The organism is Streptomyces sp. NPDC000404 (genome assembly GCF_040300365.1).
GTDB lineage: Bacteria > Actinomycetota > Actinomycetes > Streptomycetales > Streptomycetaceae > Streptomyces > Streptomyces ramulosus.
In genome coordinates this window covers 195,389-218,834 of record NZ_JBEPDN010000010.1, presented here as the reverse complement: position 1 = coordinate 218,834, position 23,446 = coordinate 195,389, and the positions used below count along the sequence as shown (strand labels likewise).

At 74.9% G+C, this 23,446-nt stretch carries 18 protein-coding genes; 10 read left to right on the top strand and 8 right to left on the bottom strand.

Annotated elements, in window-relative coordinates; translation table 11 throughout:
* Window positions 1–176 precede the first annotated feature (176 nt).
* Window positions 177–3,134 (bottom strand): AfsR/SARP family transcriptional regulator, encoded by a 2,958-nt coding sequence (locus tag ABT345_RS20940; protein ID WP_345085706.1) that lies wholly within the window; start codon window positions 3,132–3,134, stop codon window positions 177–179.
* Between the two features lie 340 nt (window positions 3,135–3,474).
* Between ABT345_RS20940 and ABT345_RS20935 the strand changes: the two genes are divergently transcribed.
* Window positions 3,475–4,470, top strand: a complete 996-nt coding sequence (locus ABT345_RS20935; protein WP_345085704.1) for an alpha/beta hydrolase — start codon at window positions 3,475–3,477, stop codon at window positions 4,468–4,470.
* A 107-nt stretch (window positions 4,471–4,577) separates the two neighbouring features.
* Here ABT345_RS20935 and ABT345_RS20930 read toward each other — a convergent pair whose 3' ends face one another.
* On the bottom strand, window positions 4,578–5,360 hold the full coding sequence (locus ABT345_RS20930) for an AraC family transcriptional regulator (RefSeq protein ID WP_345085702.1): 783 nt from the start codon (window positions 5,358–5,360) through the stop codon (window positions 4,578–4,580).
* A 115-nt stretch (window positions 5,361–5,475) separates the two neighbouring features.
* Here ABT345_RS20930 and ABT345_RS20925 point away from each other — a divergent pair, with 115 nt between their 5' ends.
* Window positions 5,476–6,711, top strand: coding sequence for an MFS transporter (locus tag ABT345_RS20925; RefSeq protein WP_345085700.1), 1,236 nt, complete (start codon window positions 5,476–5,478; stop codon window positions 6,709–6,711).
* A gap of 56 nt (window positions 6,712–6,767) precedes the next feature.
* Here ABT345_RS20925 and ABT345_RS20920 read toward each other — a convergent pair whose 3' ends face one another.
* The 3 genes from ABT345_RS20920 to ABT345_RS20910 form a co-directional block, all read right to left on the bottom strand.
* The gene (locus ABT345_RS20920; RefSeq protein WP_345085698.1) at window positions 6,768–7,985 is read right to left on the bottom strand and encodes an acyltransferase family protein; all 1,218 of its coding nucleotides are present in this window, start codon (window positions 7,983–7,985) and stop codon (window positions 6,768–6,770) included.
* Window positions 7,982–10,387, bottom strand: a complete 2,406-nt coding sequence (locus ABT345_RS20915) for a glycosyltransferase (RefSeq protein WP_345085696.1) — start codon at window positions 10,385–10,387, stop codon at window positions 7,982–7,984. Before ABT345_RS20915 ends, ABT345_RS20920 begins: the two co-directional genes overlap by 4 nt.
* Before the next feature lie 782 nt (window positions 10,388–11,169).
* A complete protein-coding gene (locus ABT345_RS20910) occupies window positions 11,170–11,748 on the bottom strand; it encodes a TetR/AcrR family transcriptional regulator (RefSeq protein WP_345085694.1) in 579 nt (192 codons plus the stop codon).
* Window positions 11,749–11,848: 100 nt separating this feature from the next.
* On the opposite strand from ABT345_RS20910, the gene ABT345_RS20905 reads away from it, so the two are divergent.
* The 4 genes from ABT345_RS20905 (at window position 11,849) to ABT345_RS20890 (ending at window position 14,298) form a co-directional block, all read left to right on the top strand.
* Complete coding sequence (locus tag ABT345_RS20905) at window positions 11,849–12,235, top strand: nuclear transport factor 2 family protein (protein ID WP_345085692.1); 387 nt, start codon at window positions 11,849–11,851, stop codon at window positions 12,233–12,235.
* A gap of 196 nt (window positions 12,236–12,431) precedes the next feature.
* Window positions 12,432–13,346 carry a DUF6777 domain-containing protein gene (locus tag ABT345_RS20900; RefSeq protein ID WP_345085690.1) on the top strand — a complete coding sequence of 305 codons (915 nt, stop codon included), beginning with the start codon at window positions 12,432–12,434 and terminating at the stop codon, window positions 13,344–13,346.
* A 133-nt stretch (window positions 13,347–13,479) separates the two neighbouring features.
* Window positions 13,480–13,668 (top strand): hypothetical protein, encoded by a 189-nt coding sequence (locus tag ABT345_RS20895; RefSeq protein WP_345085688.1) that lies wholly within the window; start codon window positions 13,480–13,482, stop codon window positions 13,666–13,668.
* A gap of 222 nt (window positions 13,669–13,890) precedes the next feature.
* Window positions 13,891–14,298 carry an SH3 domain-containing protein gene (locus tag ABT345_RS20890; protein ID WP_345085686.1) on the top strand — a complete coding sequence of 136 codons (408 nt, stop codon included), beginning with the start codon at window positions 13,891–13,893 and terminating at the stop codon, window positions 14,296–14,298.
* A 424-nt stretch (window positions 14,299–14,722) separates the two neighbouring features.
* Here the strand turns inward: ABT345_RS20890 and ABT345_RS20885 are convergent, their stop codons facing one another.
* Window positions 14,723–15,490, bottom strand: a complete 768-nt coding sequence (locus ABT345_RS20885; protein WP_345085684.1) for an IclR family transcriptional regulator — start codon at window positions 15,488–15,490, stop codon at window positions 14,723–14,725.
* Between the two features lie 123 nt (window positions 15,491–15,613).
* On the opposite strand from ABT345_RS20885, the gene hutH reads away from it, so the two are divergent.
* Window positions 15,614–17,152: a histidine ammonia-lyase gene (gene hutH, locus ABT345_RS20880; RefSeq protein ID WP_345085682.1), complete on the top strand. Its 1,539-nt coding sequence runs from the start codon at window positions 15,614–15,616 to the stop codon at window positions 17,150–17,152.
* A 60-nt stretch (window positions 17,153–17,212) separates the two neighbouring features.
* The gene (gene hutU, locus ABT345_RS20875; protein WP_345085680.1) at window positions 17,213–18,880 is read left to right on the top strand and encodes a urocanate hydratase; all 1,668 of its coding nucleotides are present in this window, start codon (window positions 17,213–17,215) and stop codon (window positions 18,878–18,880) included.
* A gap of 97 nt (window positions 18,881–18,977) precedes the next feature.
* Here hutU and ABT345_RS20870 read toward each other — a convergent pair whose 3' ends face one another.
* Window positions 18,978–20,147, bottom strand: coding sequence for an epoxide hydrolase family protein (locus ABT345_RS20870; protein ID WP_345085678.1), 1,170 nt, complete (start codon window positions 20,145–20,147; stop codon window positions 18,978–18,980).
* 81 nt (window positions 20,148–20,228) lie between these two features.
* On the opposite strand from ABT345_RS20870, the gene ABT345_RS20865 reads away from it, so the two are divergent.
* Window positions 20,229–20,804, top strand: a complete 576-nt coding sequence (locus tag ABT345_RS20865) for a CGNR zinc finger domain-containing protein (protein ID WP_345085676.1) — start codon at window positions 20,229–20,231, stop codon at window positions 20,802–20,804.
* Between the two features lie 177 nt (window positions 20,805–20,981).
* Here ABT345_RS20865 and ABT345_RS20860 read toward each other — a convergent pair whose 3' ends face one another.
* Window positions 20,982–22,457: an amino acid permease gene (locus tag ABT345_RS20860; RefSeq protein ID WP_345085674.1), complete on the bottom strand. Its 1,476-nt coding sequence runs from the start codon at window positions 22,455–22,457 to the stop codon at window positions 20,982–20,984.
* A 142-nt stretch (window positions 22,458–22,599) separates the two neighbouring features.
* Here ABT345_RS20860 and ABT345_RS20855 point away from each other — a divergent pair, with 142 nt between their 5' ends.
* Window positions 22,600–23,412 carry an IclR family transcriptional regulator gene (locus ABT345_RS20855; protein WP_345085672.1) on the top strand — a complete coding sequence of 271 codons (813 nt, stop codon included), beginning with the start codon at window positions 22,600–22,602 and terminating at the stop codon, window positions 23,410–23,412.
* The last annotated feature ends 34 nt before the right edge of the window (window positions 23,413–23,446 follow it).

Here is a 23,446-nt window from a genome sequence, read left to right as displayed (position 1 = left end):
GGAGCGGGGCGATGCCCCTCGCAACGGCAGCCATCAGTCGCACCTCCCTCTTCACGCGCGACGAGGCCCCGTCGGCCTCGTCCGCAACGCCCCGACCGTAACCCTCCGGCGCTCGCCCGCACCACCGGTTTTTCCCGCGGCCGTTCAGGGCGGGCGGGCCGCCGTGAACGGCCCCCTCACGGCAACTCCCCCCGTCCCTCCGCCCCGCTCTCCCGTAGGGCCTCCAGGGCCTGGGTGCGCTGGTCGGGGTGGGCGTCGGCGCCGGGGAGGGTGAGGACGGTGCGGAACTGTTCGCGGGCCTCGGGGAGGCGGCCGGCGGCGGCGTAGGTGCGGCCCAGGCGGTTGCGGATGTCCATCTCCAGGCGGTCGCGGTGGGGTTCGGAGAGCGGGGAGAGGGTGCGGTGGCGGGCGAGGGCCTGGTGGTGGAGGGCGGTGGCGGCGGGGAGGTTCCCGGCGCCGTGTTCGGCGGAGCCCATGCGGGTGAGGATGATCGCGTGCAGCAGGACGTCGCCGGAGCGCTGGGCCAGGTCGGCGGCGTGCCGGTAGAGCGCGCGGGCCTCGCCGAAGTGGCCGAGGTCGAGGTGGACGTCGGCGGTGGCGGCGAGGGTCTTGCCGATCATGCGGGGGCGGCCGTTGGCCTCGGCGTGGGTGAGGGCGGCGGTGTAGCAGGCGAGTGCCTGCTCGTGGCGGCCGCGGGTGTGGTGGAGGGCGCCGAGGACGCACAGGCCCATGGCGTTGAGCCAGTTGTCGCCCAGGCGGCGGGCGACGCCCAGGGCGGCGGTGAGGTGGACGAGGGCGTGGTCGGGGCGGCCCGCCTGGAGTTCCACGGTGCCCAACCCGCCGAGGGCCCGGGCCTGTTCGTGCAGGTCCGCGCGGGCGCCGTCGAGTTGCAGCACCTCGGTGAACCAGGCCCGGCCCTGGTCGTGGTGGCCCTGGTAGACGTCGGTGATGCCCAGGCAGTTGCGCAGCGCCCCGGGCATCCGCGGGTCGCCGCACTCGTCGGCCCGGTCGAGCGCGGTGCGCAGTGCGGCGCGGCACTCGTGGTAGCGGCCCCGGCGGGCGAAGTAGTCGCTGAGCGCCTCGGCGATCCAGCACGCCTGGCCGTCCTCGCCGAGCGCCACGGCGTGGGCGACGACGTCGGCGAGTTCGCCGCCGGCCGCGTCCAGCCAGTCGTCGGCGTCCTGCCAGCCGGTGAACGGGGCGTCGGCGGGCGGCGGTCCGGTGGGGAAGCCGTCGGGGCCCCAGTCGCTGGTGACGCGGCCCGCGTCGAGGTAGAGCCGCAGCCCGGCGGTGCGGGCCGCGGCGGACTCGCCGGGGGCCTGGGAGGCGAGGCGCCGGGCGTGCGCCCGCACCAGGTCGTGCAGGCGGTAGCGGCCCGGTCCCGGCTGGTGGAGCAGGCCGGCGTCGACCAGGCTCTCCAGCAGGCGTTCGGCCTCCTGGGGCGGCCGGTGCAGCATCGCCGCCGAGGTCAGGACGTCGAACTCGACGGTCGGGGCGAGGCCGAGCGCCCGGAAGCCGCGCCGCTGCTCGGGGGCGAGATGGTCGTACGACGTCCGGAAGGCGGCCTCCACGCTGCGGTCCCCGGCGCGTAGTTCGCCCAGGCGGCGTTCGTCGCCCGTCATCCGCTCCACCAGGGACGCGAGGGTCCAGGCGGGGCGGGTCTGGAGGCGGGCGCCGGCGATGCGCAGGGCCAGCGGCAGGCCGTCGCAGAGGCGGACCAACTGGCGGGTGGCGGCCGGTTCGCGGTCGGCGCGGGCGGCGCCGACGAGGTCGCGGAGGAGGGCCAGGCCGTCGCCGCCGTCCAGGGGTTCGAGGGTGACGCGGCGGTCGGCGTCGAGCCCGGGCAGGCGCCGGCGGCCCGCCACGAGCACCGTGCTGCCGGGTCCGGCGGGCAGCAGCGGCCGTATCTGCTCGGCGCTGCGTACGTCGTCGAGGACGAGGAGCAGCCGCAGGGCGCTGGTCGCGGCGCGCCAGGCGGCGGTCAGGTCGTCGAGGTCCTCGGGGACCTCGCTGCCGGACGCGCCGACCGAGCGCAGCAGCCGGCGCAGCACCCGCTGCGGGGCGAGGGGCCGCTCGCCGGCGCTGTGGGTGCGCAGGTCGGCGAAGAGGCAGCCGTCGGGGTGGCGGTGGCGGAGGGTTTTGGCGGTGTGCAGGACGAAGGCGCTCTTGCCGACGCCCGCGACGCCGTCGACGGCGAGGACGGTGACGCCGTCGGAGTCCGTCTCCTCGGTGAGCAGGGCGTGTTCGGCGTTCCGGCCGATGAGGCGGGTGGGGCCGGCGGGCAGGTCGTCGACGACGCGGCGGGGGCGGGGCGCCGGGCCGGGCGGGGCGCCGGGGCCGCGCAGCCGTCCGTCGTCGCGGCGGAGCACCGCCTGATGGACGCGGCGCAGCTCCTCGCCCGGGTCGACGCCGAGTTCGTCGCGGAGCCGGGTGCGCATCTCCTGGTGGACGGCGAGCGCCGCGGCCTGGCGTCCGGCGCCGTACAGGGCGCGCATCCGCAGCGCGGCCAGCGCCTCGTCGTACGGGTCGGCGGCGCAGAGCGCGGCGAGGCCGTCGAGGGTTTCGGCGGGCCGGTCGAGGTCCACCAGGCAGGCCAGCCGGTCGCGTTGGAGTGCGGGGCGGTGCCGGGCGAGGCGTTGGCGTTCGGCGTGGGCGAAGGGGCCCGGGAGGCCGGTCAGCGGTTCGTCGCCGAGGAGGGCCAGCGCCCGGGCGAAGCGGTCGGCGGCGGTGGCCGGATCGCCGGTGGTCCAGGCGCGGTGGGCGGCGGCGGTGTGGCCGGCCAGCTCCGCGGTGTCGAGGCGGACGGCGTCGGTGCACAGGCGGTAGCCGCCGCGGTCGCTGCGGATCACCGAGTGCGCCGGGGTGGTGCCCGGCGGGTCGAGGGCCTTGCGCAGCGGGTAGACGTAACTGGGCAGGACCCGGCGGCCCGAGGGCGGTGGCCGCTCGCCCCACACGTCGTCGAGCAGTTGCGCATGGCTGACGCGGGTGTCGGGGCGCAGTGCCAGGGCGGCCAGGACGGCCCGCCGCCGGACCGGCCCCAGATCCAGCGGCGCGCCGTCGCGCCAGGCCCGTACCGGCCCCAGCACGGCGATGCGCCAGCGCGCTCCCCCGTCCGGTCCGAAGTCTCCGTCCACGTCCGTCCCCCTGTCGCCGTCAACGGAATTTCATCGGCATTTCAGCACCCGCCGCAAGGGTGGGCGCGTCACCACCGGCGCCACGGGGGACGCGGGGGACACGGGGGACCAACGGGGCCTGGGGGACGGCGATGGCGGGCAGCGGGCGTGACGCAGGGGCGGGCGCCCGCTGCGGTGCGCCGGATGCGGCCACGGCGGGCTCCCGGGGGCCGGCGCACGGGGAGTCGCCCCGGGTTTCCCCGCTTCCGCCCGCGTACCGCCCGGGCGGCGGGTCCCGGTGGCGTACCCGAGCTTTCCGCGGCACGCGCCTGCGTCGTGCCGCCTTTTCGACCTGGAGGTCATGTTGAGCGAGCACCGCACGAGCCGACGGAACGTGCTGAAGGCCGTCGGCGGGGTATCCGCCGCGCTGGCGCTCGGCGGGGCGGGGGTCCTGTCGGCCGCGTCGCCCGCCGCCGCGGCGCCGGGCGACGGTTCCGGGCTGCGTATCGTCGAGCGTGACGAGCACGACGCCCGGATGTGGTTCTACCGCTTCGCGACCGACGCCATCGCCTGGCAGCCCGCCGTCAACGTCCTGCTGCCGGACGACTACCACTCCGGCGAGCGCACCTACCCGGTCCTCTACCTCTTCCACGGCGGCGGCACCGACCAGGACTTCATGACCTGGGACCGGCTCGACATCCGCCGGCTGACCGCCGGGAAGCCGCTGATCGTCGTGATGCCGGACGGCGGCCACGCCGGCTGGTACTCCAACCCGGTCAACTCCAACACCGGGCCCCGCAACTGGGAGACGTTCCACATCGCCCAGCTGATGCCGTGGGTCGAGGCGAACTTCCGGACGTACGCGGAGTACGACGGCCGGGCCGTCGGCGGGTTCTCCATGGGCGGCTTCGGTGCGCTGAAGTACGCGGTGAAGTACCCGGACCGCTTCGCCTCGGTCAGTGCGCACTCGGGCCCGCCGAGCCTCCGCCGCGACCTGGGCGCCGTCGCCAACTGGGCGAACATCTCGTCCGCCGCGCTGGACCTGGCGGGCGGCACGATCTACGGCGCGCCGCTGTGGGACGAGGCGAAGGTCAGCGCCGACAACCCGATGGAGCACCTGGAGAGCTTCCGCAACAAGCGGATCTTCCTGGTCGCCGGGACGAGCCCCAACCCCGTCGACCCGTTCGACGTGATGAACGAGGTCGAGGTCCTGCGCGGTCAGCAGGAGTTCCGGGCCGCCCTGGACGGCGCCGGCATCCGGTACGAGGCGCACGAGGAGCCCGGCGGGCACTTCGTCCGTCCCGAGCGGGCGCAGAACGACATCGACGGGATCGTCGCCCGGCTGAAGAAGGCGTGAGGCAGCGGGGGCGGCCGGTCCGGCGGGCCGGCCGTCCCCGTCACGCGGCGCCGTCGGCGTACTTGGGCGCGGCGCGCCTGACGGCCGCGGACTCGGCGACCGGCGCGCTACGACGGCGCGGCGGTGAAGTAGCCGCTGGGGGTGGTGCCGAGGGTGCGGCGGAACATGGCGGTGAAGGCGCTGGGGGTGGCGTAGCCGAGGGCGCCGGCGACGGCGGTGACGGGGGTGCCGGCGGCCAGCAGGGTGACGGCGTGCAGCAGCCGGGCCTGCTGGACCCAGCGGGCGGGGCTCATGCCCGTCGCGGCGGTGAAGCGGCGGTGCAGTCCGCGGGGGCTGAGGTGAGCGCGGGCGGCGAGGTCGGCGGTGGACCAGCGGGCGCCCGGGTCGCGGCGGACGGCGGCGCAGACCTCGTCCAGCTGGGCGTCGCCGGGCGCGGGCAGCTGGAGTGCGGGCAGCGGTTCCGGGGCGAGCTGGAGGAGGAGCAGCCGCATCAGGGCGCCGTCGCGGCCGTCGGGGTCGTAGGCGACGGGGATGCGGGTGGCCTCGTCGATGAGTTCGCGCAGCAGCGGGGTGACGGGGACCACGGCGGGGTCGGCGGGGAGGTGCCCGGCGGCGGTCGGGTCGATGTAGAGGGTGCGCATCGCGACCGCTCCGGCGCAGGTCATCGCGTGGGTGAGGCCGGCCGGGAGCCAGGCGGCGCGGGTGGCGGGGACCACCCAGGTGCCGTGCCCGGTGGTGACGGTGATCGCGCCGGTGGTGCCGTAGAGGAGTTGGTGGCGGCGGTGGCGGTGCGGCGGGATGTGGTGGCCGTCGGGGAGGTCGCGGGCCATCGCGGCCAGCGGCCGGGGGACGTGCTGGTAGTCGTCCCGATCCTCGCTCTTGCCGTACACGGTGCCGCTCCTCTCCGCCCGGCGGGCGGTGGCCCGCCGCTCGCGGCCGCTTCTCGACAGGGGACGGCCGGGGCTCGAAAGTATGCCGCGCGGCGGCGCCCTAGCGTCGGTTGCCGTGCCTCACTCCACTTCTTCTTCCCAGGTCAGCGGCGGTACGGCGGGCGGTCTTACGGTGCCTGGCGGGCGGTCGCCGGTGCCGTTGCTGGCGGTCGCCGCCGCCGTGACGGCCGCCAACGTCTATCTCAACCAGCCGCTGCTGGACGCCGTCGCGCGGTCGCTGGGCGCAGGTGCGGGCACGCTCGGGGCGTTGCCGACGGTGACGCAGGCGGGGTATGCGGCGGGCATTTTGCTGCTGGTGCCGGCGGGTGACAGCCATGACCGGCGGCGGCTGATCCTCGCGCTCGGGTGGGGGTCGGCGGCGGCGCTCGCGGTGTGCGCGGCGGCGCCTTCGGTGGGGGTTTTGCTGGTGGCGGGGTGCGCGCTGGGGGTGCTGTCGCCGGTGCCGCAGCTGCTCACCCCGCTCGCGGTGGCGCTGGCGGACGCGTCGGACGGTCCGGCGGCGGGGCGCGGCCGGATCGTCGGGACGGTGCAGGGCGGGCTGCTCGTCGGGGTGCTGGCCTCGCGGGCGTATGCGGGGGCGCTGGCGGAGCTGGCGGGCTGGCGGACCGTGTACGGCGTCTCGTGTCTGCTGACGCTGGGGCTGATGGTCGTGTTGCGGCGGGCGCTGCCGCAGCTCCCGGCGGCGCCCGCCACGGGCTCCGGCTACCGCGCCACCCTCGCCTCGCTCCCCCGGCTGTGGTGGCGGCCGGTGGTGCGGGTGGTGACGGTGTCGGGGGCGCTGGTGGGCGTGGCGTTCGGTGCGTTCTGGACGGCGCTGACGTTCCTGCTGGCGCAGGGGCACGGGCTCGACCCGGCGCGGATCGGGCTGTTCGGGCTGGTGGCGGCGGCCAGCGCGGCGGCGTCGCCGTGGGCGGGGCGGCTGGCGGAGCGGTGGGGGCGGCGCGGGGCGACGGCGGCGCTGACCGGCCTGGTGGTCGCCGGATGGCTGGTGCTGCTGCCGGGCACCGGCTCGCTGTGGTGGGTGATCGCGGGCGTGATCGTGCTGGACGTGGGGGTGTGGGGCGGGCAGGCGGCCACCCAGACGGTGCTGTTCCGGCTCGACGCGGCGGCGCACAATCGCCTCAACACCCTCTATTTCACGCTGCGTTTCCTGGGGATCGCGGCCGGGTCGCTGTGCGGTGCGCTGGCCTGGACGGCGGGCGGCTGGCCCGCGGTGGTGGCCACCGGGTGCGCCGCGGCGCTGGCCGGACTGCTGGTCGGGCTGCTGCCGGCCGGTGACGCGGACCGGTGAGGCCGGCAGGGGCGCCGCCGGATCCCGTACGGGGCGGGCTCCGGCGGCGCCCGGCGTCACGCCGTCGCGCGCGGCGCCTGCGGATAGAAGTCGCGCGGGCGGCCCCGGCCGTTCCTGAGGCGGCCGAGGAGGCCCGCCGGGTACTCCAGGAGCCAGTAGCTGAGCCAGGCGAAGGGCAGCGCCGCCGCCAGCACGATCAGCACGGCGAGCGGGAAGCCCGCCTGCTCGGCCGGGAGCAGTCCGGCGCGGTGCAGTTGGAGCATGACCGGCTCGTGCCAGAGGAAGAGGCTGTAGCTGACCAGCCCGAGCACGGTGAGCGGACGGGACGTCAGGAAGCGGTTCCAGACGGTGCGCCGGCGCACCCGCAAGGTGGCGAAGAGCAGCACCGCCCAGAGCGCGGAGGCCAGCGGATGGTAGTAGGTGAAGGCCGCGTTCTCCGGAGCGGAGAGCAGCGACAGGCCGTACAGCGCGGCGAGCACCGCGGCCGTCAGCGGCAGGGCGACGGCGCGCCGCGGGCGGCCCCGGTCGCCCAGCGCCGTGGTCAGCACCGCGAGCCCCATCCCGGCGGCGAACCCGCCGAACCGCGCCGCCGGGCCGAAGTACACCACCCAGTCGGTGTGCGGGATGCCGAGCCCGTGGTGGGCGACGGCGATCCAGATCCACGGGAGGGCGTAGAGCGCCGCGCAGCCCGCCGCGCACACCGCGATCCGGGCGCCGCGCCGCCGCAGCGGGCGGCAGGCGCGCACCGCGAGCGGCCCGAGGACGACCAGCACGAGGTAGAAGCAGACCTCCAGCGACAGCGACCAGGCGGGGCCCAGCGTGTAGAAGATCCGCTGCTGGTCGAAGAGGTGGGTGAAGGTGAGGTGTTCGGCCAGGTCACGCCAGTCGCCGGGCAGGCCGGGGTTGCGGGTGGCCCAGACGGTGCAGACGGCGAGGACGTACAGCGGCAGGATGCGCACGGCGCGGCGGAAGAGGAAGACCCGGGCCGTGCGCACGGCGCCGCCGTCGATGGCGGCGCGCGCGTACGAGAGGGTCAGCAGGTACGCGGACATCACGAAGAACAGGTCGATGACCTCGAACGACAGGGCCGCGCCGACCAGCGGCTGGTCGATCGGCGGATGGCTGCCGGCCGCGTCGTAGCGGTGGTACTGCTGCCAGACGTGGAAGAGGACGGTGCTCAGCGCCGCGAGGCCGCGCAGCCCGTCGAGGTCGAAGGTGCGGGCGCGTCCGGCGGGCGGTGCGGCGGTGGCCGGGGATGCGGCGGCGGTGGTCATCGGCGGGCCACCGCCCGTGCGGCGGCGCGCGGGGTGACCCGCCACTGGCGGTCGCCCAGCGCCTCCTTGAGATGCGACTGCCGGGCCACGATGTTCTTGAAGTGGCTGTAGAGGACGGTCGAGACGGCGAAGTAGGACCAGAACCACGGGGTGCGGCGGCGGATCTCCGGCACCGCGAGCCGCCGGGCGAAGAGCGCCTGGACGGGCCCCGCGGACAGCGTCAGCAAGGTGGCGAGGACGCCGATCGGCACCGCCCAGTCCAGGTGCGTGGGGCCGCCCGCGCGCCAGCAGGCGTACAGCAGCACCGGCAGGATCTGGAGGGTGAGCCAGGGCTGCACCTCGCGCCAGCCGAGCAGCACGAACAGGCCGCACTTCTGCCGGACGGTGAGGACCGGCGAACGCAGCGCCCGCCACAGGTGTTTGAGGGTGACCTGGAGCCAGCCCTGCGCCCAGCGGGTGCGCTGGTTCCACAGGGCGGTGGCGGTGGTGGGCGCCAGTTCGCGGGAGATCAGGGTGCGGTCGACGGCGAAGCGGGCGCCCTCGCCCAGGGCGCGCAGGGTCGCGTCGATGTCCTCGGTGAGCATCGAGCCGTGCATCCGGGTGCGGGCCAGCAGATCGGTGCGCCAGAAGCCGTTGGAGCCGCCGAAGAGCCCGAAACCGTAGAGGCGGGTGCGTCCCGGGTGGCTGACCGCGTAGATCGCCTCGAACTCCACCGCGACGAGCCGGGCGATGCGGGAGCTGTCGCCGTTGCGGATCACGCAGTGGCCCTGTACGACGTCGTAGCCGTTGGAGAGCCAGTGCCAGGCGTCGCGGAAGGCGGTGGGCGCCGGGTGGTGGTCGGCGTCGAAGATGCCGACGAACTCGCCGCGCACCCGCGTCACCGCGGCGTTGACGTTCTGCGCCTTGGAGGTGGACCCGGCGACGGGCAGCAGCACCAGCCGCGGATCACGCCGGGCGATCTCCCGCAGGGTGTCCTCGACCGGCAGCGGATGCGGGGTGTTGTACGCGAGGACGATCTCCAGCTCGCCCGGGTACTCCAGCCGCAGGAACGACTCGACGGTCTCGACCAGCGTCGCCGCCTCGTTGGGCAGATACGCGGCGATGACGGCGCTGGCCGGCGGATAGGGCGCGCCGGGTTTCTCCGGCCGCACGTCGGCGTCCAGCGAGAAGAGGCACTCGACGACGATGAGCAGCGCGGACAGCACCAGACCGGCGACGACCACCCAGTACATCGCGGAGCCCAGCTCCCAGCCGAGCGCATGGGTCTGCCGGTAGAGGACGTACGGCACGCCGACGCCGAGGAGGAGGGAGAGCGCCGGGGAGAGGGCGGACAGCGGCGGGCGGAGCAGGGAGCCGAGGGTGCGGCGGGGGCGGCGGTGCTCGGCGCCGCGCATCCAGGCGGCGTGCCGCACGGGCCGCAGATCGCGGTGGCGCAGCGCCTCGGTGGCGGCGTCGGCGGCGCGCCGCGGCCCGCGGTCGGCGTCGGGGCAGGCGGCCAGCGGCAGCCAGCCGATGGCCGGGGTGAGGCGGACGTGTTCGTCGGCGACGACGAAGCGGGTCCCGGCGACGGTGGTGGCGAAGCGCTCCAGGGCGCGGCGGGCGGTGTCCTCGTCGACGCCGGGCAGCAGCATCAGCAGCTGTCCGTCCTCGTCCCAGCCGAAGCGGTCGCAGGCGGCGCCGAGCCGTTCGGCGACCCCGGCGAGGCGTTCGGCGACCTCGCGGCGCACGCGCGGGCCGAGCCGGGTCTCCAGGGCGGCCATCTCGGCGACGGCGACGACGGCGAGCGCCCCGCCGCTGCGTCCGGCCGCGGGGCGCCGCAGCTCGCGGTCGAGTTCGGCGCGGAAGTGGCGGTGCGAGTAGAGGCCGGTCCGCGGGTCGAGGAGGAGGTTCTCGACGGGTACGGGCACGCGGCGCAGCTTCGCCTCGATACGGGCGGCGAGTTCGGCCGGTGCCAGGGCTTCGGGGACGCAGTCGTCGGCGCCGTGGCGCAGGACGGCGGCGACGTCCGCGGCGCCGACCACGATCAGCGGCAGCGCGCGGCCCGCCGGTGCGGTGCGGATCTCCCGGACGACGTCGAGCGCGGGGCGCGGCTCCGGTGCGGGCCCGTCGCCGGGCGCCGCGTCGCCCTCGCCCGGGTCGAGGGCGACGACGGCGTCCGGCGGCGCCTGGCCGACGTGGTGGGCGAGGCCACCGGGCGGGGCGTGGCGGACGGTGTGGCCGGTGGCGGTCAGGGTGTGGGTGAGCCGGTCGCGGCGCGGCCCGGGGGCGCCGACGAGGAGGACGTGGCCGGTGGTGTGGTGGGTGGGCGCGTCCGGCGGCGCGACGGCCGGGGGCGCGTCGGGGGGCGGCGTGGGGGCGCCGGCCACGGGCGGGGAGGTGGGTGCGGGGTGCGAGGTGAGCACCGGTGGGGATCCTTTCTTGCCACGGTCGGGGCCGGGCCGGCGCGGGGCCGGGGCCGTGTCCGCGGCGTGGCGTCCGGGTCGCGGAGCCACGCCGACGACACGCCCGCGGTCCGGCGGGCGGCCCGGTCCGGGTCAACTGCCGTGCTGCTGAGGCGCGTTCACATGTGGCGCGGCGGGCGCGGACGGGGCCGCGAGGCGCCGGGCCGGTGCGGGGCGCATCTCACCCGCGGGGTCTCGCCCGGTGGCGCGGCGCGGTACGGCAGGTGGCCGGGTGTCGCACCGCACCCGGCCGGTTCGTTGAAGACATGACAATTTCGGCGTCGTGATGACGCCTCCGGGGCACGGTGCGGCGGGGCGTGGGGCGCCCGCGCACCGCGGCTCGCCGCGCGCGGGCGCGGCTCGGCGGAGTTCGCATGTACAGGTCCCATCCTGATCGGATCGTGGGGGGGAGGACCGGATGTGGCAACACACCGAGCGCCCCTGCGGGCCCCTCGGCACCGCCAGCCTCACGGACCACTGTGACGCCCCACCGTCATCCACGTAACGCTCTTGTGACGTCGGGGTGTTGAGCCGATCGGCGTGCGGCGCATACCGCGCGGCTGCGGCATGGAGCTTGACAACCGGCCGCGCAGGGACGGTAGTTCACCCTCGTGTACGAGCGCCGCGCCGGGGAGCGGGCGCCCGGCGGGGGCACGAGGCGCCGCGAGCGGGTCTCCCGACGGGGCGCGGCATCGGAACTGGCGCCACGGGAGTTGACCGTCCGGCGGGCCGAAGGCCCCGGCTCACCCGTCCCCGCCGGGCCCGTCCAGCAGCTCCGCGACGAGAGCGCGGACGTATCCGTCGTCCGTGCCGGGGAGCGAGAAGACGACCCGGAAGTAGAGCGGTGCGACGATCCGGTCCAGGACCCGCTCCAGGGACGGGGGCGTCTCGCCCCGCTCCCGTGCCGCGTCGAGGGCGGGGCGGAAGCGTGCGCTGACGCGGTCCAGGCATTCCCGCAGCCCGGCGTGGCGTTCGTCGATGCCGGGGGCGACCTCGGCGCGGAAGAAGGCGATGCCGCCGGGCCGGGACAGCTCCGTCAGCGTCCAGGCCGCGCGGCACTCCAGGTCGGTGCGGAGATCGCCGGCGAGCGGGGGCGCGCCGGCGTCGTCGCGGTGGCCGGCGACATCGGCCAGGAGGGCGGCGACGGAGCCCCAACGGCGGTAGAGCGTGCTGGAGTTGACCCCGGCGCGGCGGGCCACGGCGGGGAGGGTGACCCGGTCGGCGCCGCGCTCGGCCACCAGCGCGACCGCGGCGTCGTGCACGGCGGCGCGGACGCGGCCGCTGCGGCCGCCGGGCCGTTTCGTCGAGGCGTCAGCGTTCACCCCGCCATCTTAAAGCAGAGACTTGTGCGTTAGCTGCCGACCTGCCTACAGTCGCACTAACGCAGAGATCTCTGCGTTAAAGCCGCCGAAAGGGATCGCCATGTCCACCGACGAAGCCGCCCTCACCCTCGGGCACCGCTTCCACCAGGCCCTCACCGCCCGCGACTGGGACGGCATCCGGGCCCTGCTGCACCCCGACGCCACCTGGACCCTGCCCGGCGACAACACCGTCTCAGGCACCGCCGACGGCGCCGACGCCATGGTGGACCGCGCCCGGCTGATCGCCTCGTACGGCGTGGACTTCGCGCTGCGGCACGTCCTGGTCAGCCGGGAGAACGTGGCGCTCTCCCTGCACAACACCGCGCGCCGCGCGGACGCCGTGCTGGACGAGCACCTGGCCACGGTCTGCACGCTCCGCGACGGGCGGATCGCCCGGATCGAGACCTACCTCTCCGACGTGCCCGGGATGAACGCCTTCTTCGTCTGACGCCGGGCCGCACGGTACGTCCGCGCGCCGCGGCCCGCCGCCCGGCTTGCGGGCCGCGGCGGCGCCGGGCAGACAATGGTCCGGCAGGGACGAAGAAGGTCGAAGAAGGCAGAACGGGACGAAGGGGCCTGCGCCCCCGCACACCGACCTGCCCCGTGCCGCCCGCCCACCGGACGCCGGACGATCGGAGAGGGCCGTGACCACGACACCACCCCCGCCGGACAACGGGCCCCCCGACCCGGACGGCGCCGCCCAGAGGCCGGGGGAGCCGGCCGGCCGCACACCGGCCGGGCATCCGCCCGAGGGGCATCCGGCCGCGGTCGGACGCCCCGTCCGGCCGACCGGACGCGCCCCCTGGTGGCACCGGACCGCCCGGCTCGCGCTGCCCGCCGGGATCCTGGCGGCCGGTCTGCTGCTGAGCGGCTTCCTCACCCACCCGTACCAGGGCGCGCCCGCCGCCGCCGAGGCCCGCACCGGGCTGCTGCCGCTGCCGCTGCACGACCCGGGGCCCGACCCGTTCACCGGCTCGGTGGCCCACCGGACCGGCCCGCCGGCGCCGCACGCCGCCCCGCGCCGCCCCCAGTCCGTCCGCGATCTGCCCGGATCGCTGCACGGCCTCTACGGCGGCAGGCGCTCCACCGCCTCCTGCGACCGCGAGCAGCTGATCCGGTACCTGTCGGCCGACCGGGCGCGGACCGCCGCGTTCGCCGACACCGAGGGCATCGAGGACTCCTCCGTCCCGCAGGCGGTGCGCGCCCTCACCCCCGTCGAGCTGCGCTACGACACCCGGATCACCGCCCACGGCTTCCGCGACGGCGAGGCCACCGACTACCAGGCGGTGATGCAGGCCGGGACCGCGGTGCTCGTCGACGGGCACGGGGTGCCGCGGGTGCGCTGTGCGGGCGGCAATCCGCTGACGCCGCCGGTCGAGCTGAAGAAGGCGCCGCCCGCCGAGGGCCCGGCGTGGCCGGGGTACGACCCGGAGCGCACCATCGCGGTGCGGCAGACCTCGGCCGAGGTGACGGACTTCGTCCTGGTCGATCCGACCACCGGGCGCCAGTTCGTACGGCCGGCCGGGACCACCGGGGACGCCGACCGCACCGCGCCGTGAGCGCCGCCCGCCACGCTCCGGCCGGACGCCGTGCGGAGCGGGGGCGGCGGCAGCATGATGGAGGGACCCGAAGTGAGCGTCGGCCGGGCCGGACGGTGAGCAGGTGTCCGGCGGGCCGGAAGAGGAGGAATCCGTGAGCGCTGACGACGAGGGAACGACCACCGAGCGGCCGAAGGACCTCTTCACCGGAAGCGAGCGGCCGTTCGACGCGGAGGATCTGGTGCGGGCGTCGGGGCGGGAGCCGACCCCCGAGAACCTGGACTGGGCACGGCGTCTGATCGAGGAGAAAGGGGCCGCCGCCATCGAGCGCTATCTGCCGTGAGCGGCGGCGACACGGACGTGCTCCGCGCCTCCCGGGCCACTGCGCCCCCGGGGGACGCGGAGCACCGCCGTGTGGGGGCCGCAGGGCTGCGCCGGACACCCGAACACCGCTCACACGATCAGCTCTTCTCCCGTGATTCGGCACCGACACGGAGGCATTCCGGGCGTAATGTCCCCCTCGCGGCAATGGGCGTCATTGCGCGTCGAGAACAGGAGACCTCCCATGTCCATGAGCGGCACCCTCGCACGCGGCAAGAAGTTCGTCACCACAGCGGGCGCGCTGGCCGCGGCCGCCGCCCTCTCCACCACGGTGCTCGGCGCGGCTCCGGCCCAGGCGGCCGCCGCGCAGCCGTACGGCAAGGTCCTCTCGGCCACCGGCATGAAGGAGCGCCAGTACCCGAGCACGGACGCTCCCACCGCCGGCTTCCAGCGCCACGGCGCGCAGGTCGGGCTGCGCTGCAAGGTCCGCGCGCAGAACGTCGGCGGCAACGACGTCTGGTACCAGCTGCGCGACCGTGCGACCTGGGTCTCCGCCAAGTACGTCGCCAACACCGCCCCCGTGCCGTTCTGCAAGGACGTACAGCGCCTCCACACCCCGGACGGCACCGCGCACCACGGCGCCCGGGGCTGACCGCCCCCGCACGGTCACCCCGGCGCGTGTCCACGGGCGCCGCGCCCCGCCCCGCTCCCAGGCGCGGCGCCCGCGCGGACACGCCCCGGGTGCGTCCGCCCACTGGCGCCCCCATCGGCCCGGCACCCCGTGGTGCCGGGCCCCGCGCCTCCGGGGCGGCATCCGGGACCGTGCTCCCGGATGCCGCCCCGGACACCGGGCCGCCCTCCCCCGACGGCGGCCCCGGCACGGACGCCGGGCCCTCCCCCCGCCGGGCCCGCCTCCGTGCCCCCGGTGCGTCCGCCCCCCACGGCCGCCCGGGATCTGGCCGGGCCCTCTCCCCCGTGGCGCATCGGCGAAGGCCCGTACGAAGAGAGTGTGCGTGGCGGGTTGCCGTTCGCTGAACGATGCGTCAACGGCCTTGTGGGACGGGGGTGTTAGCGGGTCAATCGACCGGGGTGCCGCCGACGCGCAGGGTCAGGTCGCGGGCGGTGCGGGCGACCTCCTCGGCCAGCTTCGCGCGCTGGGCGGCGTCCACCTCGGCCGCCGGGAAGGTGGCCGCCACCCCGGCGATCGGATGCGCCCCGTGGTCGAGGACCGGCGCCGCCACCGACGAGAACCCGGCGGTGACCTCGCCCTCCTCCGTGGCGTGGCCGCGCCGGCGCACCTCGACGAGCAGCTGGTGCAGGGCGGACAGCGACCGCGGGCCGGTGCCGGTGCGCTCGACGAACACCGACGGGTCCGGGAACAGCGCCCGCACCTGCGCCCGCGCCAGCCGGGCCAGCATCGCCCGGCCGCTGGCGGTCAGATGCGCCGGCAGCCGCACCCCCACCTCGGTCACCAGCGGCGGTCTGCCCAGGGCCCGTTCCTCGATGACGTAGATGACCTCGCGGCCGTGCAGCACCGCGAGGTGGGCGCTGTGGCCGGTGCGGTCCACCAGACCGGCGAGCGGCACCCGGGCCAACCGGGCCAGGGGTGCCTGACGGCTGTAGCCGGAGCCGAGTTCGAAGGCGCTGACGCCGAGGCCGTAGCGGCGCTCGTCCGCCAGATGCACCACAAAACCGTCGTGGACGAGCGTGTCGAGGAGGTGGTACGTCGTGGAGCGGGGCAGCCCCACGTCGCGGCTGATGGCGGCGGCCTGGACCGGGCCGGCCTGCCGGGCGAGATAGCGCAGTACGGCCAGGACCTGGGCCGCCGCGGGCACGATGGACATGCGGTGACGCTACCGCCGTCTTGGTGCCGAGACTCCCCGGCGGCCGGTCAATGTCTTGGATCCCAGACACAAGAGCCGCGGCGGACGTGGCGGAACCCTTGTCACCCGGTGCTTCATGGAGGCATGAACCACGTTCTCGTTGACGTCGGCCCGCTCAGCGCCGACGATGTCGTTTCCGTCGCCCGCCACGGTGCCCCCGTGGAGATCTCGGCCGCTGCCCAGCAGGAGATCGGCCAGAGCCGCAAGGTCATCGAGGCGCTGGCCGACGACGTCACGCCGCACTACGGCGTCTCCACCGGCTTCGGCGCCCTCGCCACCCGTCACATCCCCACCGAGCTGCGCGCCCAGCTCCAGCGCAGCCTGGTCCGCTCGCACGCCGCGGGCTCCGGCCCCGAGGTGGAGCGCGAGGTGATCCGCGCGCTGATGCTGCTGCGCCTGTCCACGCTGGCCACCGGCCGCACCGGCGTCCGGCTGGAGACGGCGCAGGCGTACGCGTCGCTGCTGAACGCGGGCATCACGCCCGTCGTGCGGGAGTACGGTTCGCTCGGCTGCTCCGGCGACCTGGCGCCGCTCGCGCACTGCGCGCTGGCCGTCATGGGCGAGGGCGAGGTCCGCGACGCCGCGGGCGAGCTGCGGCCGGCCGGTGAGGCGCTGGCCGCCGCCGGGATCACCCCCGTGGTGCTCCAGGAGAAGGAGGGCCTGGCCCTCATCAACGGCACCGACGGCATGCTGGGCCAGCTCGTCCTCGCCCTGCACGACCTGCGGACGCTGCTGGCCACCGCCGACATCGGCGCGGCGATGAGCGTCGAGGGGCAGCTCGGCACCGACGCCGTCTTCGCCGCCGACCTCCAGGCGCTGCGCCCGCACCCGGGCCAGGCCGACAGCGCCGCCAACCTCCGCGCGGTGCTGGCCGGCTCCGCGATCGTGGCGAGCCACCGCGGTCCGGAGTGCACCCGGGTGCAGGACGCGTACTCGCTGCGCTGTTCGCCGCAGGTGCACGGCGCCGCGCGCGACACCGCCGCGCACGCCGCACAGGTCGCCTCGCGGGAGCTGGCGAGCGCCGTCGACAACCCCGTCGTGACGCTCGACGGGCGGGTGGCGAGCAACGGCAACTTCCACGGCGCGCCGGTCGCCGCCGTCCTCGACTTCCTCGCCATCTCGGTCGCCGACGTCGCCTCGGTCGCCGAGCGGCGCACCGACCGCTTCCTGGACGTGGCGCGCAACCACGGGCTGAACGCCTTCCTCGCCGACGACCCCGGTGTGGACTCCGGCCACATGATCGCGCAGTACACCCAGGCGGCGATCGTCTCGGAGCTGAAGCGGCTCGCCGCGCCCGCGTCGGTCGACTCGATCCCCTCCAGCGCCATGCAGGAGGACCACGTCTCGATGGGCTGGTCCGCCGCGCGCAAGCTGCGCAAGGGCATCGACGGGCTCACCCGGGTGATCGCCGTGGAGCTGCTGACCGCCGCCCGCGCCCTGGACCTGCGCGCCCCGCTGACGCCGTCGCCGGCCACCGCCGCGGTCGTCGCCGGGCTGCGCCGCGACGTCGAGGGCCCGGGCACCGACCGCTACCTGGCGCCCGAGATCGAGGCCGCGGTCCGCTACGTCGCCTCCGGCGAGGCGCTGCGCGCCGCGGAGTCCGTCACCGGCCCGCTGCACTGACCGGCCCCCGATCCCTCCACTGAACGCAGACCGATCTCTCCTCACGGAAAAGGACTCACCATGCACGGTGCACGACCGGTACGGGCCACCCGTGGCACGCAGCTGAGCACGCTGGGCTGGCAGCAGGAAGGCGCCCTGCGGATGCTCCAGAACAATCTGGACCCCGAGGTGGCCGAGCACCCGGACAACCTGGTCGTCTACGGGGGCACCGGTAAGGCCGCCCGCGACTGGCGCTCGTTCGACGCGATGGTCCGCACGCTGAAGACCCTCAAGCAGGACGAGACGATGCTCGTCCAGTCGGGCCGCCCGGTGGGCGTCATGCAGACCCACGAGTGGGCGCCGCGGGTGCTGCTCGCCAACTCCAACCTGGTCGGCGACTGGGCGAACTGGGAGGAGTTCCGCCGCCTGGAGCAGCTGGGCCTGACCATGTACGGCCAGATGACCGCCGGGTCCTGGATCTACATCGGCACCCAGGGCATCCTCCAGGGCACCTACGAGACGTTCGCCGCGGTCGCCGCCAAGAAGTTCAACGGCACGCTGGCCGGGACGATCACCCTCACCGCCGGTCTCGGCGGCATGGGCGGCGCCCAGCCGCTGGCCGTCACGATGAACGACGGCGTCGCGATCTGCATCGACTGCGACCCGCGTGCCATCGAGCGCCGCATCGAGCACCGCTACCTCGACGTGAAGGCCGACAACCTGGCGCACGCGCTCCAGCTGGCCACCGAGGCCCGCGATGCGCGCAGGCCGCTCTCCATCGGTCTGCTGGGCAACGCGGCGGAGCTGCTGCCGCAGATGCTCGCCGAGGGCGCGCCGATCGACATCGTGACGGACCAGACCTCCGCCCACGACCCGCTGTCCTACCTCCCCGTCGGCATCGCCTTCGAGGACATGAAGGACGCCGCCGCGAAGGACCCGGCGGGCTTCACCACCCGCTCCCGTGAGTCGATGGCCAAGCACGTCGAGGCCATGGTCGGCTTCATGGACGCGGGCGCGGAGGTCTTCGACTACGGCAACTCGATCCGCGGCGAGGCACAGCTGGCCGGCTACGACCGGGCGTTCGCCTTCCCCGGCTTCGTCCCGGCGTACATCCGTCCGCTGTTCTGCGAGGGCAAGGGCCCGTTCCGCTGGGCGGCGCTGTCGGGTGAGGCGTCCGACATCCACAAGACGGACAAGGCGATCCTCGACCTCTTCCCGGAGAACGAGTCGCTGCACCGCTGGATCAAGATGGCCGGCGAGCGGGTCCACTTCCAGGGCCTCCCCGCCCGTATCTGCTGGCTCGGCTACGGCGAGCGGGACAAGGCCGGTGAGCGCTTCAACGACATGGTCGCCTCCGGTGAGCTGCAGGCGCCGCTGGCCATCGGCCGTGACCACCTGGACTGCGGTTCGGTCGCCTCGCCGTACCGCGAGACCGAGGCGATGAAGGACGGTTCGGACGCGATCGCCGACTGGCCGCTGCTCAACGCCATGGTGAACGTCGCCTCCGGCGCGTCCTGGGTCTCCCTGCACCACGGCGGCGGCGTCGGCATGGGCCGCTCGCTCCACGCGGGTCAGGTCTGCGTCGCGGACGGTACGCCGCTGGCGGGCGAGAAGGTCCGCCGGGTGCTGACCAACGACCCGGGCATGGGCGTGATCCGGCACGTGGACGCCGGGTACGACATCGCCGAGACCGTCGCCACCGAGCGCGGCGTCCGCGTCCCGATGCGGGAGGACGACGCCTCCGCGTGATCTCCGCGGCCGTCCGTGACGCCCGCACGGCGCAGGTTCGCTGCGCCGTGCGGGCGTTCGGCGTGGGGGCGGGTTCATCTCCGGCGCCGGGCCGGGTTCACCTCACGGCCAGCACCGCCGCGAGGCCTTCCCGCAGGTCCTCGACGAAGTATCCGGGGACCTCCAGCGACGGGAAGTGTCCCCCGCTCTCGGGCTCCCGCCACCGGACGATGCGCCGGTAGCGCTCCCGTGCCCAGGGGCGCGGGCACTTCTCGACGTCGCGGGGGTACATGGTGATCGCCGCCGGGACGTCGACCCGGAGTGCGGGGTCGAGCGCGTTGTGGCTCTCGTAGTAGATGCGGGCCGCCGATGCGCCGGTCCTCGTCAGCCAGTACAGGGTGACGTCGTCGAGGACGCGGTCGCGGGAGATCGTCTCGAACGGGCTGTCCTCGGTGTCCGACCACTCGGCGAACTTGTCGAGGAGCCAGGCGAGCAGCCCGACCGGTGAGTCGACGAGCGCGTAGCCGAGGGTCTGCGGCCGGGTCGCCTGCTGCTTCGCGTATGCCGCGCGGTGGCGCCAGAAGTCCCGGGTCTCCTCGGCCCAGGTGCGCTCGGTGGCCGTCAGCCCGTCCGTCGTCAGTCCGGGCGGCCCCTCGGCGAACGTGGTGTGGATGCCGAGCACCTGCGCCGGGAACCTGCCGCCGAGGACCGTGGTGATGTTGCCTCCCCAGTCTCCGCCGTGGGCCAGGAACCTGTCGTAGCCGAGCCGTCCCATCAGTTCCACCCAGGCGGCCGCGATCTTCTCGGTGCCCCATCCGGTGGTGGCCGGCTTGTCGCTGTAGCCGAAGCCGGGCAGCGACGGGGCCACGACGTGGAACGCCGGTGCGTCCGCATCGTCCGGATCCGCCAGTGCGTCCACCACGTCGACGAACTCGGCGACGCTGCCCGGCCAGCCGTGGGTCATGAGCAGCGCGGTGGCATCCGCGCGCGGGGACCGGCGGTGCAGGAAGTGGATACCCAGGCCGTCGACGGTGGTGCGGAACTGGCCGATCCGGTGGAGCCGCTCCTCGAACGACCGCCAGTCGTACCCGGTGCGCCAGTAGTCCACGAGGTCGGTGAGATCGGCGAGCGGAACGCCCTGTCCCCAGCGGCGGGGACCGGGCGCGGCGCCGTGGACCGTCTCGGCCTCCGGCAGCCGGGCGGCGGCCAGCCGGGCGCGCAGATCGTCGAGGTCGGCGTCGGACGCGCGGGCTTCGTAGGCGTGCACATCGCTGCGGGGACGGGGCATGAGACCTCCTGGCATCGCGGAACCGGCTAAGGCGGTTCTAGCAATCCCCCGAGCCGTGCGGCAACCCCCTAAGGTGGTTCCATGCCCGCTCGCTTCCCCGACTTCCGCCTCGGCAAGGTGCTGGCGACCAGCTTCACGGCCACGCTGACGGAGCGCCGCGGCGACGCCGTCGAGCGCATCCCCACGCCGCAGCGGCTCATCGACTGGCTGGCGGTGAGCGGCCTCACCGTGGAGTCCTGCACCGCCGCCCAGCTCGGCCGCGCCCGGGAGGTGCGGGAGGCGATTCACGCCGCCGCGACCGCCGCCGCGCTCCAGGAGGCTCTTCCTCCGTCCGCGCTCCACGTGATCAACGACGCCAGCGTCCAGGGACGGGCCGCGGCGGTCCTGACGCCCGAGGGCGAGCGGCGGTGGCGGCTCGGCTCGGCGTCCCGGGTCGAGGACGCCCTCGGTGTGATCGCCGCCGACGCGATCGGCGTCATCGCGGGCGAACGGGACGGAAGGCTGGCCCTGTGCGCCTCGCCGACCTGCCGGGCCGCCTTCTTCGACACCAGCCGGAGCCGCACCCGCAGATGGTGCGACATGAACACCTGCGGTAACCGCGAGAAGAAGGCGCGCTTCCTCGCCAACCGGCGCAGGAACCCCGGGCCGGCGCAGTGATCGCCGCCCGGCCGCGGCCGCGTGCGGCCTCCGCCGCGCGGGGCGCGCCCCGACGGCACCGCTGAGCGCCCTCGGCCGCCGGCGCGCGACGCCCTCGACCGGTACGCCGAAGGGCCCCGCTCCACGCCTGGCACGTGGAGCGGGGCCCTTTGGCGCCCTGGGGTTCGCCGGGTGCGGCTACTCGGCGGCGGCGGGCGCGGCGGAGGGGCTCGGCCGCGCCTCCGGGCCGTCCCCGGACCCGGACCCGGCGGCTGCGGGCCCGGCGGCGGTTGCCGCGGCCACCGCGCGGGCGGCCTCGCGCGGGCGGAGCCAGACGCGGTGGACGACGGCCAGCAGGGCGAGCCAGACGGCGCCGACGATCAGGGCGACGCGGGTGCTCGCGGAGAAGGCCAGCAGCACCGTCACCCCGGCCATGAAGACGACCGCGATGATCTGCCCGTACGGCCAGAACGGCGCCGGGTAGTCGAGCGCCGCCTGCTCCTCGGGGCTCATCGAGCGGCGCGCCTTCATCTGCGTCAGCAGGATCATCAGCCAGACCCAGACGGTCGCGAAGGTCGCGATCGAGGAAATGATGAGGAAGATCCGGTCGGGAATCAGGTAATTGAGCAGCACGCCCAGCAGCAGCGCGCCGATCATGATGGTGACGGTCATGACGGGCACGCCGCTGCGGGAGAGTTTCCGCATCACCTTCGGCGCCTGGCCGCGCTCGGCCATTCCGTACATGATGCGGCCGGCCGCGAAGATGTCGCTGTTGATGGCGGACAGCGCGGCGACCACCACGACGACGTTCAGCACGGTCGCGGCGGATTTGATGCCGAGACCGACGAAGATCTGCACGAACGGGCTGCCGTCGGAGCCGACGTTCTCCCATGAATTCAGCGACATGATGACCGCGAGGGTCAGGACGTAGAAGAGGACGATACGCACGGGAATGGAGTTGACCGCGCCCGGAATGGTCTTCTTCGGGTCCTCCGCCTCACCCGCGGTGACGCCGATGATCTCGGTGCCGCCGAAGGCGAACATCACCACGGCGAAGGAGAGGATGAAGCCGTGCGTGCCCTGGGCGAAGAATCCGCCGTGGGACCAGAGGTTGGAAATTCCGGTATGGGTACCTCCGCCCCCCTTGAGGCCGATGACCAGCACCACGGCACCGGCGATGATCATCGCGATGATGGCGACGACCTTCACCAGCGACAGCCAGAACTCCATCTCCCCGAAGACCTTGACATGGAAGAGATTGAGCACGCCGATGACGAGAATCGCCGCCAGCAACCAGATCCAGCGCGGTACGTCGGGAAACCAGAAACCCATGTAGACGCCGAGCGCGGTGATGTCGGCGATACAGACGATGACCATTTCGAAGGCGTACGTCCAGCCGGTGGTGAATCCGGCGAGCGACCCGAGATGCCGGGTCGCGTACTCGCCGAAGGAGCCCGCGCAAGGATTGTGCACGGCCATTTCGCCGAGCGAGCGCAGCACCAGGAAAACCGCGGCGCCGCCGATGAGATAAGCGAGCAGAACGGCCGGGCCGCCCGCCTGGATCGCCTCGGACGACCCGTAGAAAAGGCCGGTGCCGATGGCGGAACCGAGCGCGATGAAACGAATGTGGCGCGACCGCAGGCCCCTGCGCAGTGTCGCTGTTTCGGTGGTCAAAGGATGCCCCTCCTCGGGGAATGGCACGTCCGTCCCTGACATACGGCGCGCGGCCCACAACCCTCGTCCGCCGGCGCCCCTCGCAAGACCGCAAGAGCGCCTGTATATTCCTGTATAGACAGGCACGTCAAGAGGTGATCCGGTGCAGGAACAGCAGCGCGGGTCGAGCGCATCGCCCGCCGTCGGTCGGGCGTTGGACATCCTCGGCCACCTCGCCACGCGTCCCGGGCCGGTGCGTGCCGCCACGCTCGCCCGCGAGCTGGGAATTCCGTCATCCTCCGCCTACCACATCCTGGCGATCCTGATCGATCGCGGTTTCGTCGTCCATCTCCCCGAGGAGCGGGCGTACGGCCTGGGTGCCGCCGCCCTGGAGCTCGGTGCGGCACACCGCCGCCACGAACCCCTCGAACGTCTCGCCCGCCCCGTCGCGGGCGCCCTCGCCCGGCGGCTCGGACACCCCGTGCACCTGGGCGTGCTGCACGGCGCCGAGACGGTCTACCTGCTCAAGGAGCAGCCGCCCGCCCGGCGCCACGACACCGGCCGGGCGCTCGTCACCGGCGTCGGCGTCCGCCTGCCGGCCCATCTGACCGCCACCGGCCGGGCACTGCTCGCGCACTGCGCCGAGGCCCAGCTGCGTGCCGCCTTCCCGCGCCCGGGCGCGCTCGTCACCCGGACCGGCAGGGGCCCGCGGTCGCTGACCGAGCTGCGCGCGGAGCTGGACCGGGAGCGGGCCCGTGGCTGGTCGGAGGAGACCGAGCTGGTCGCTCCCGGTCTGCGGTCGATCGGCGTGGCCGCCTTCGACCACCTCGGGCACCCGGTCGCCGCGCTCTCGGCGACCTGGTGCCGCCACCATCAGCCGCACGACGCGGAGCGGATCCGCGACGCCCTGCTGAGCGGGGCCGCCCGGCTGACCGCGGCCGTCTCCGGCCGCGCGCCGCAGCGGCAGGCGTCCTGACCGTACCCTCACCCCTCCACTGGGGCGGAAGGGG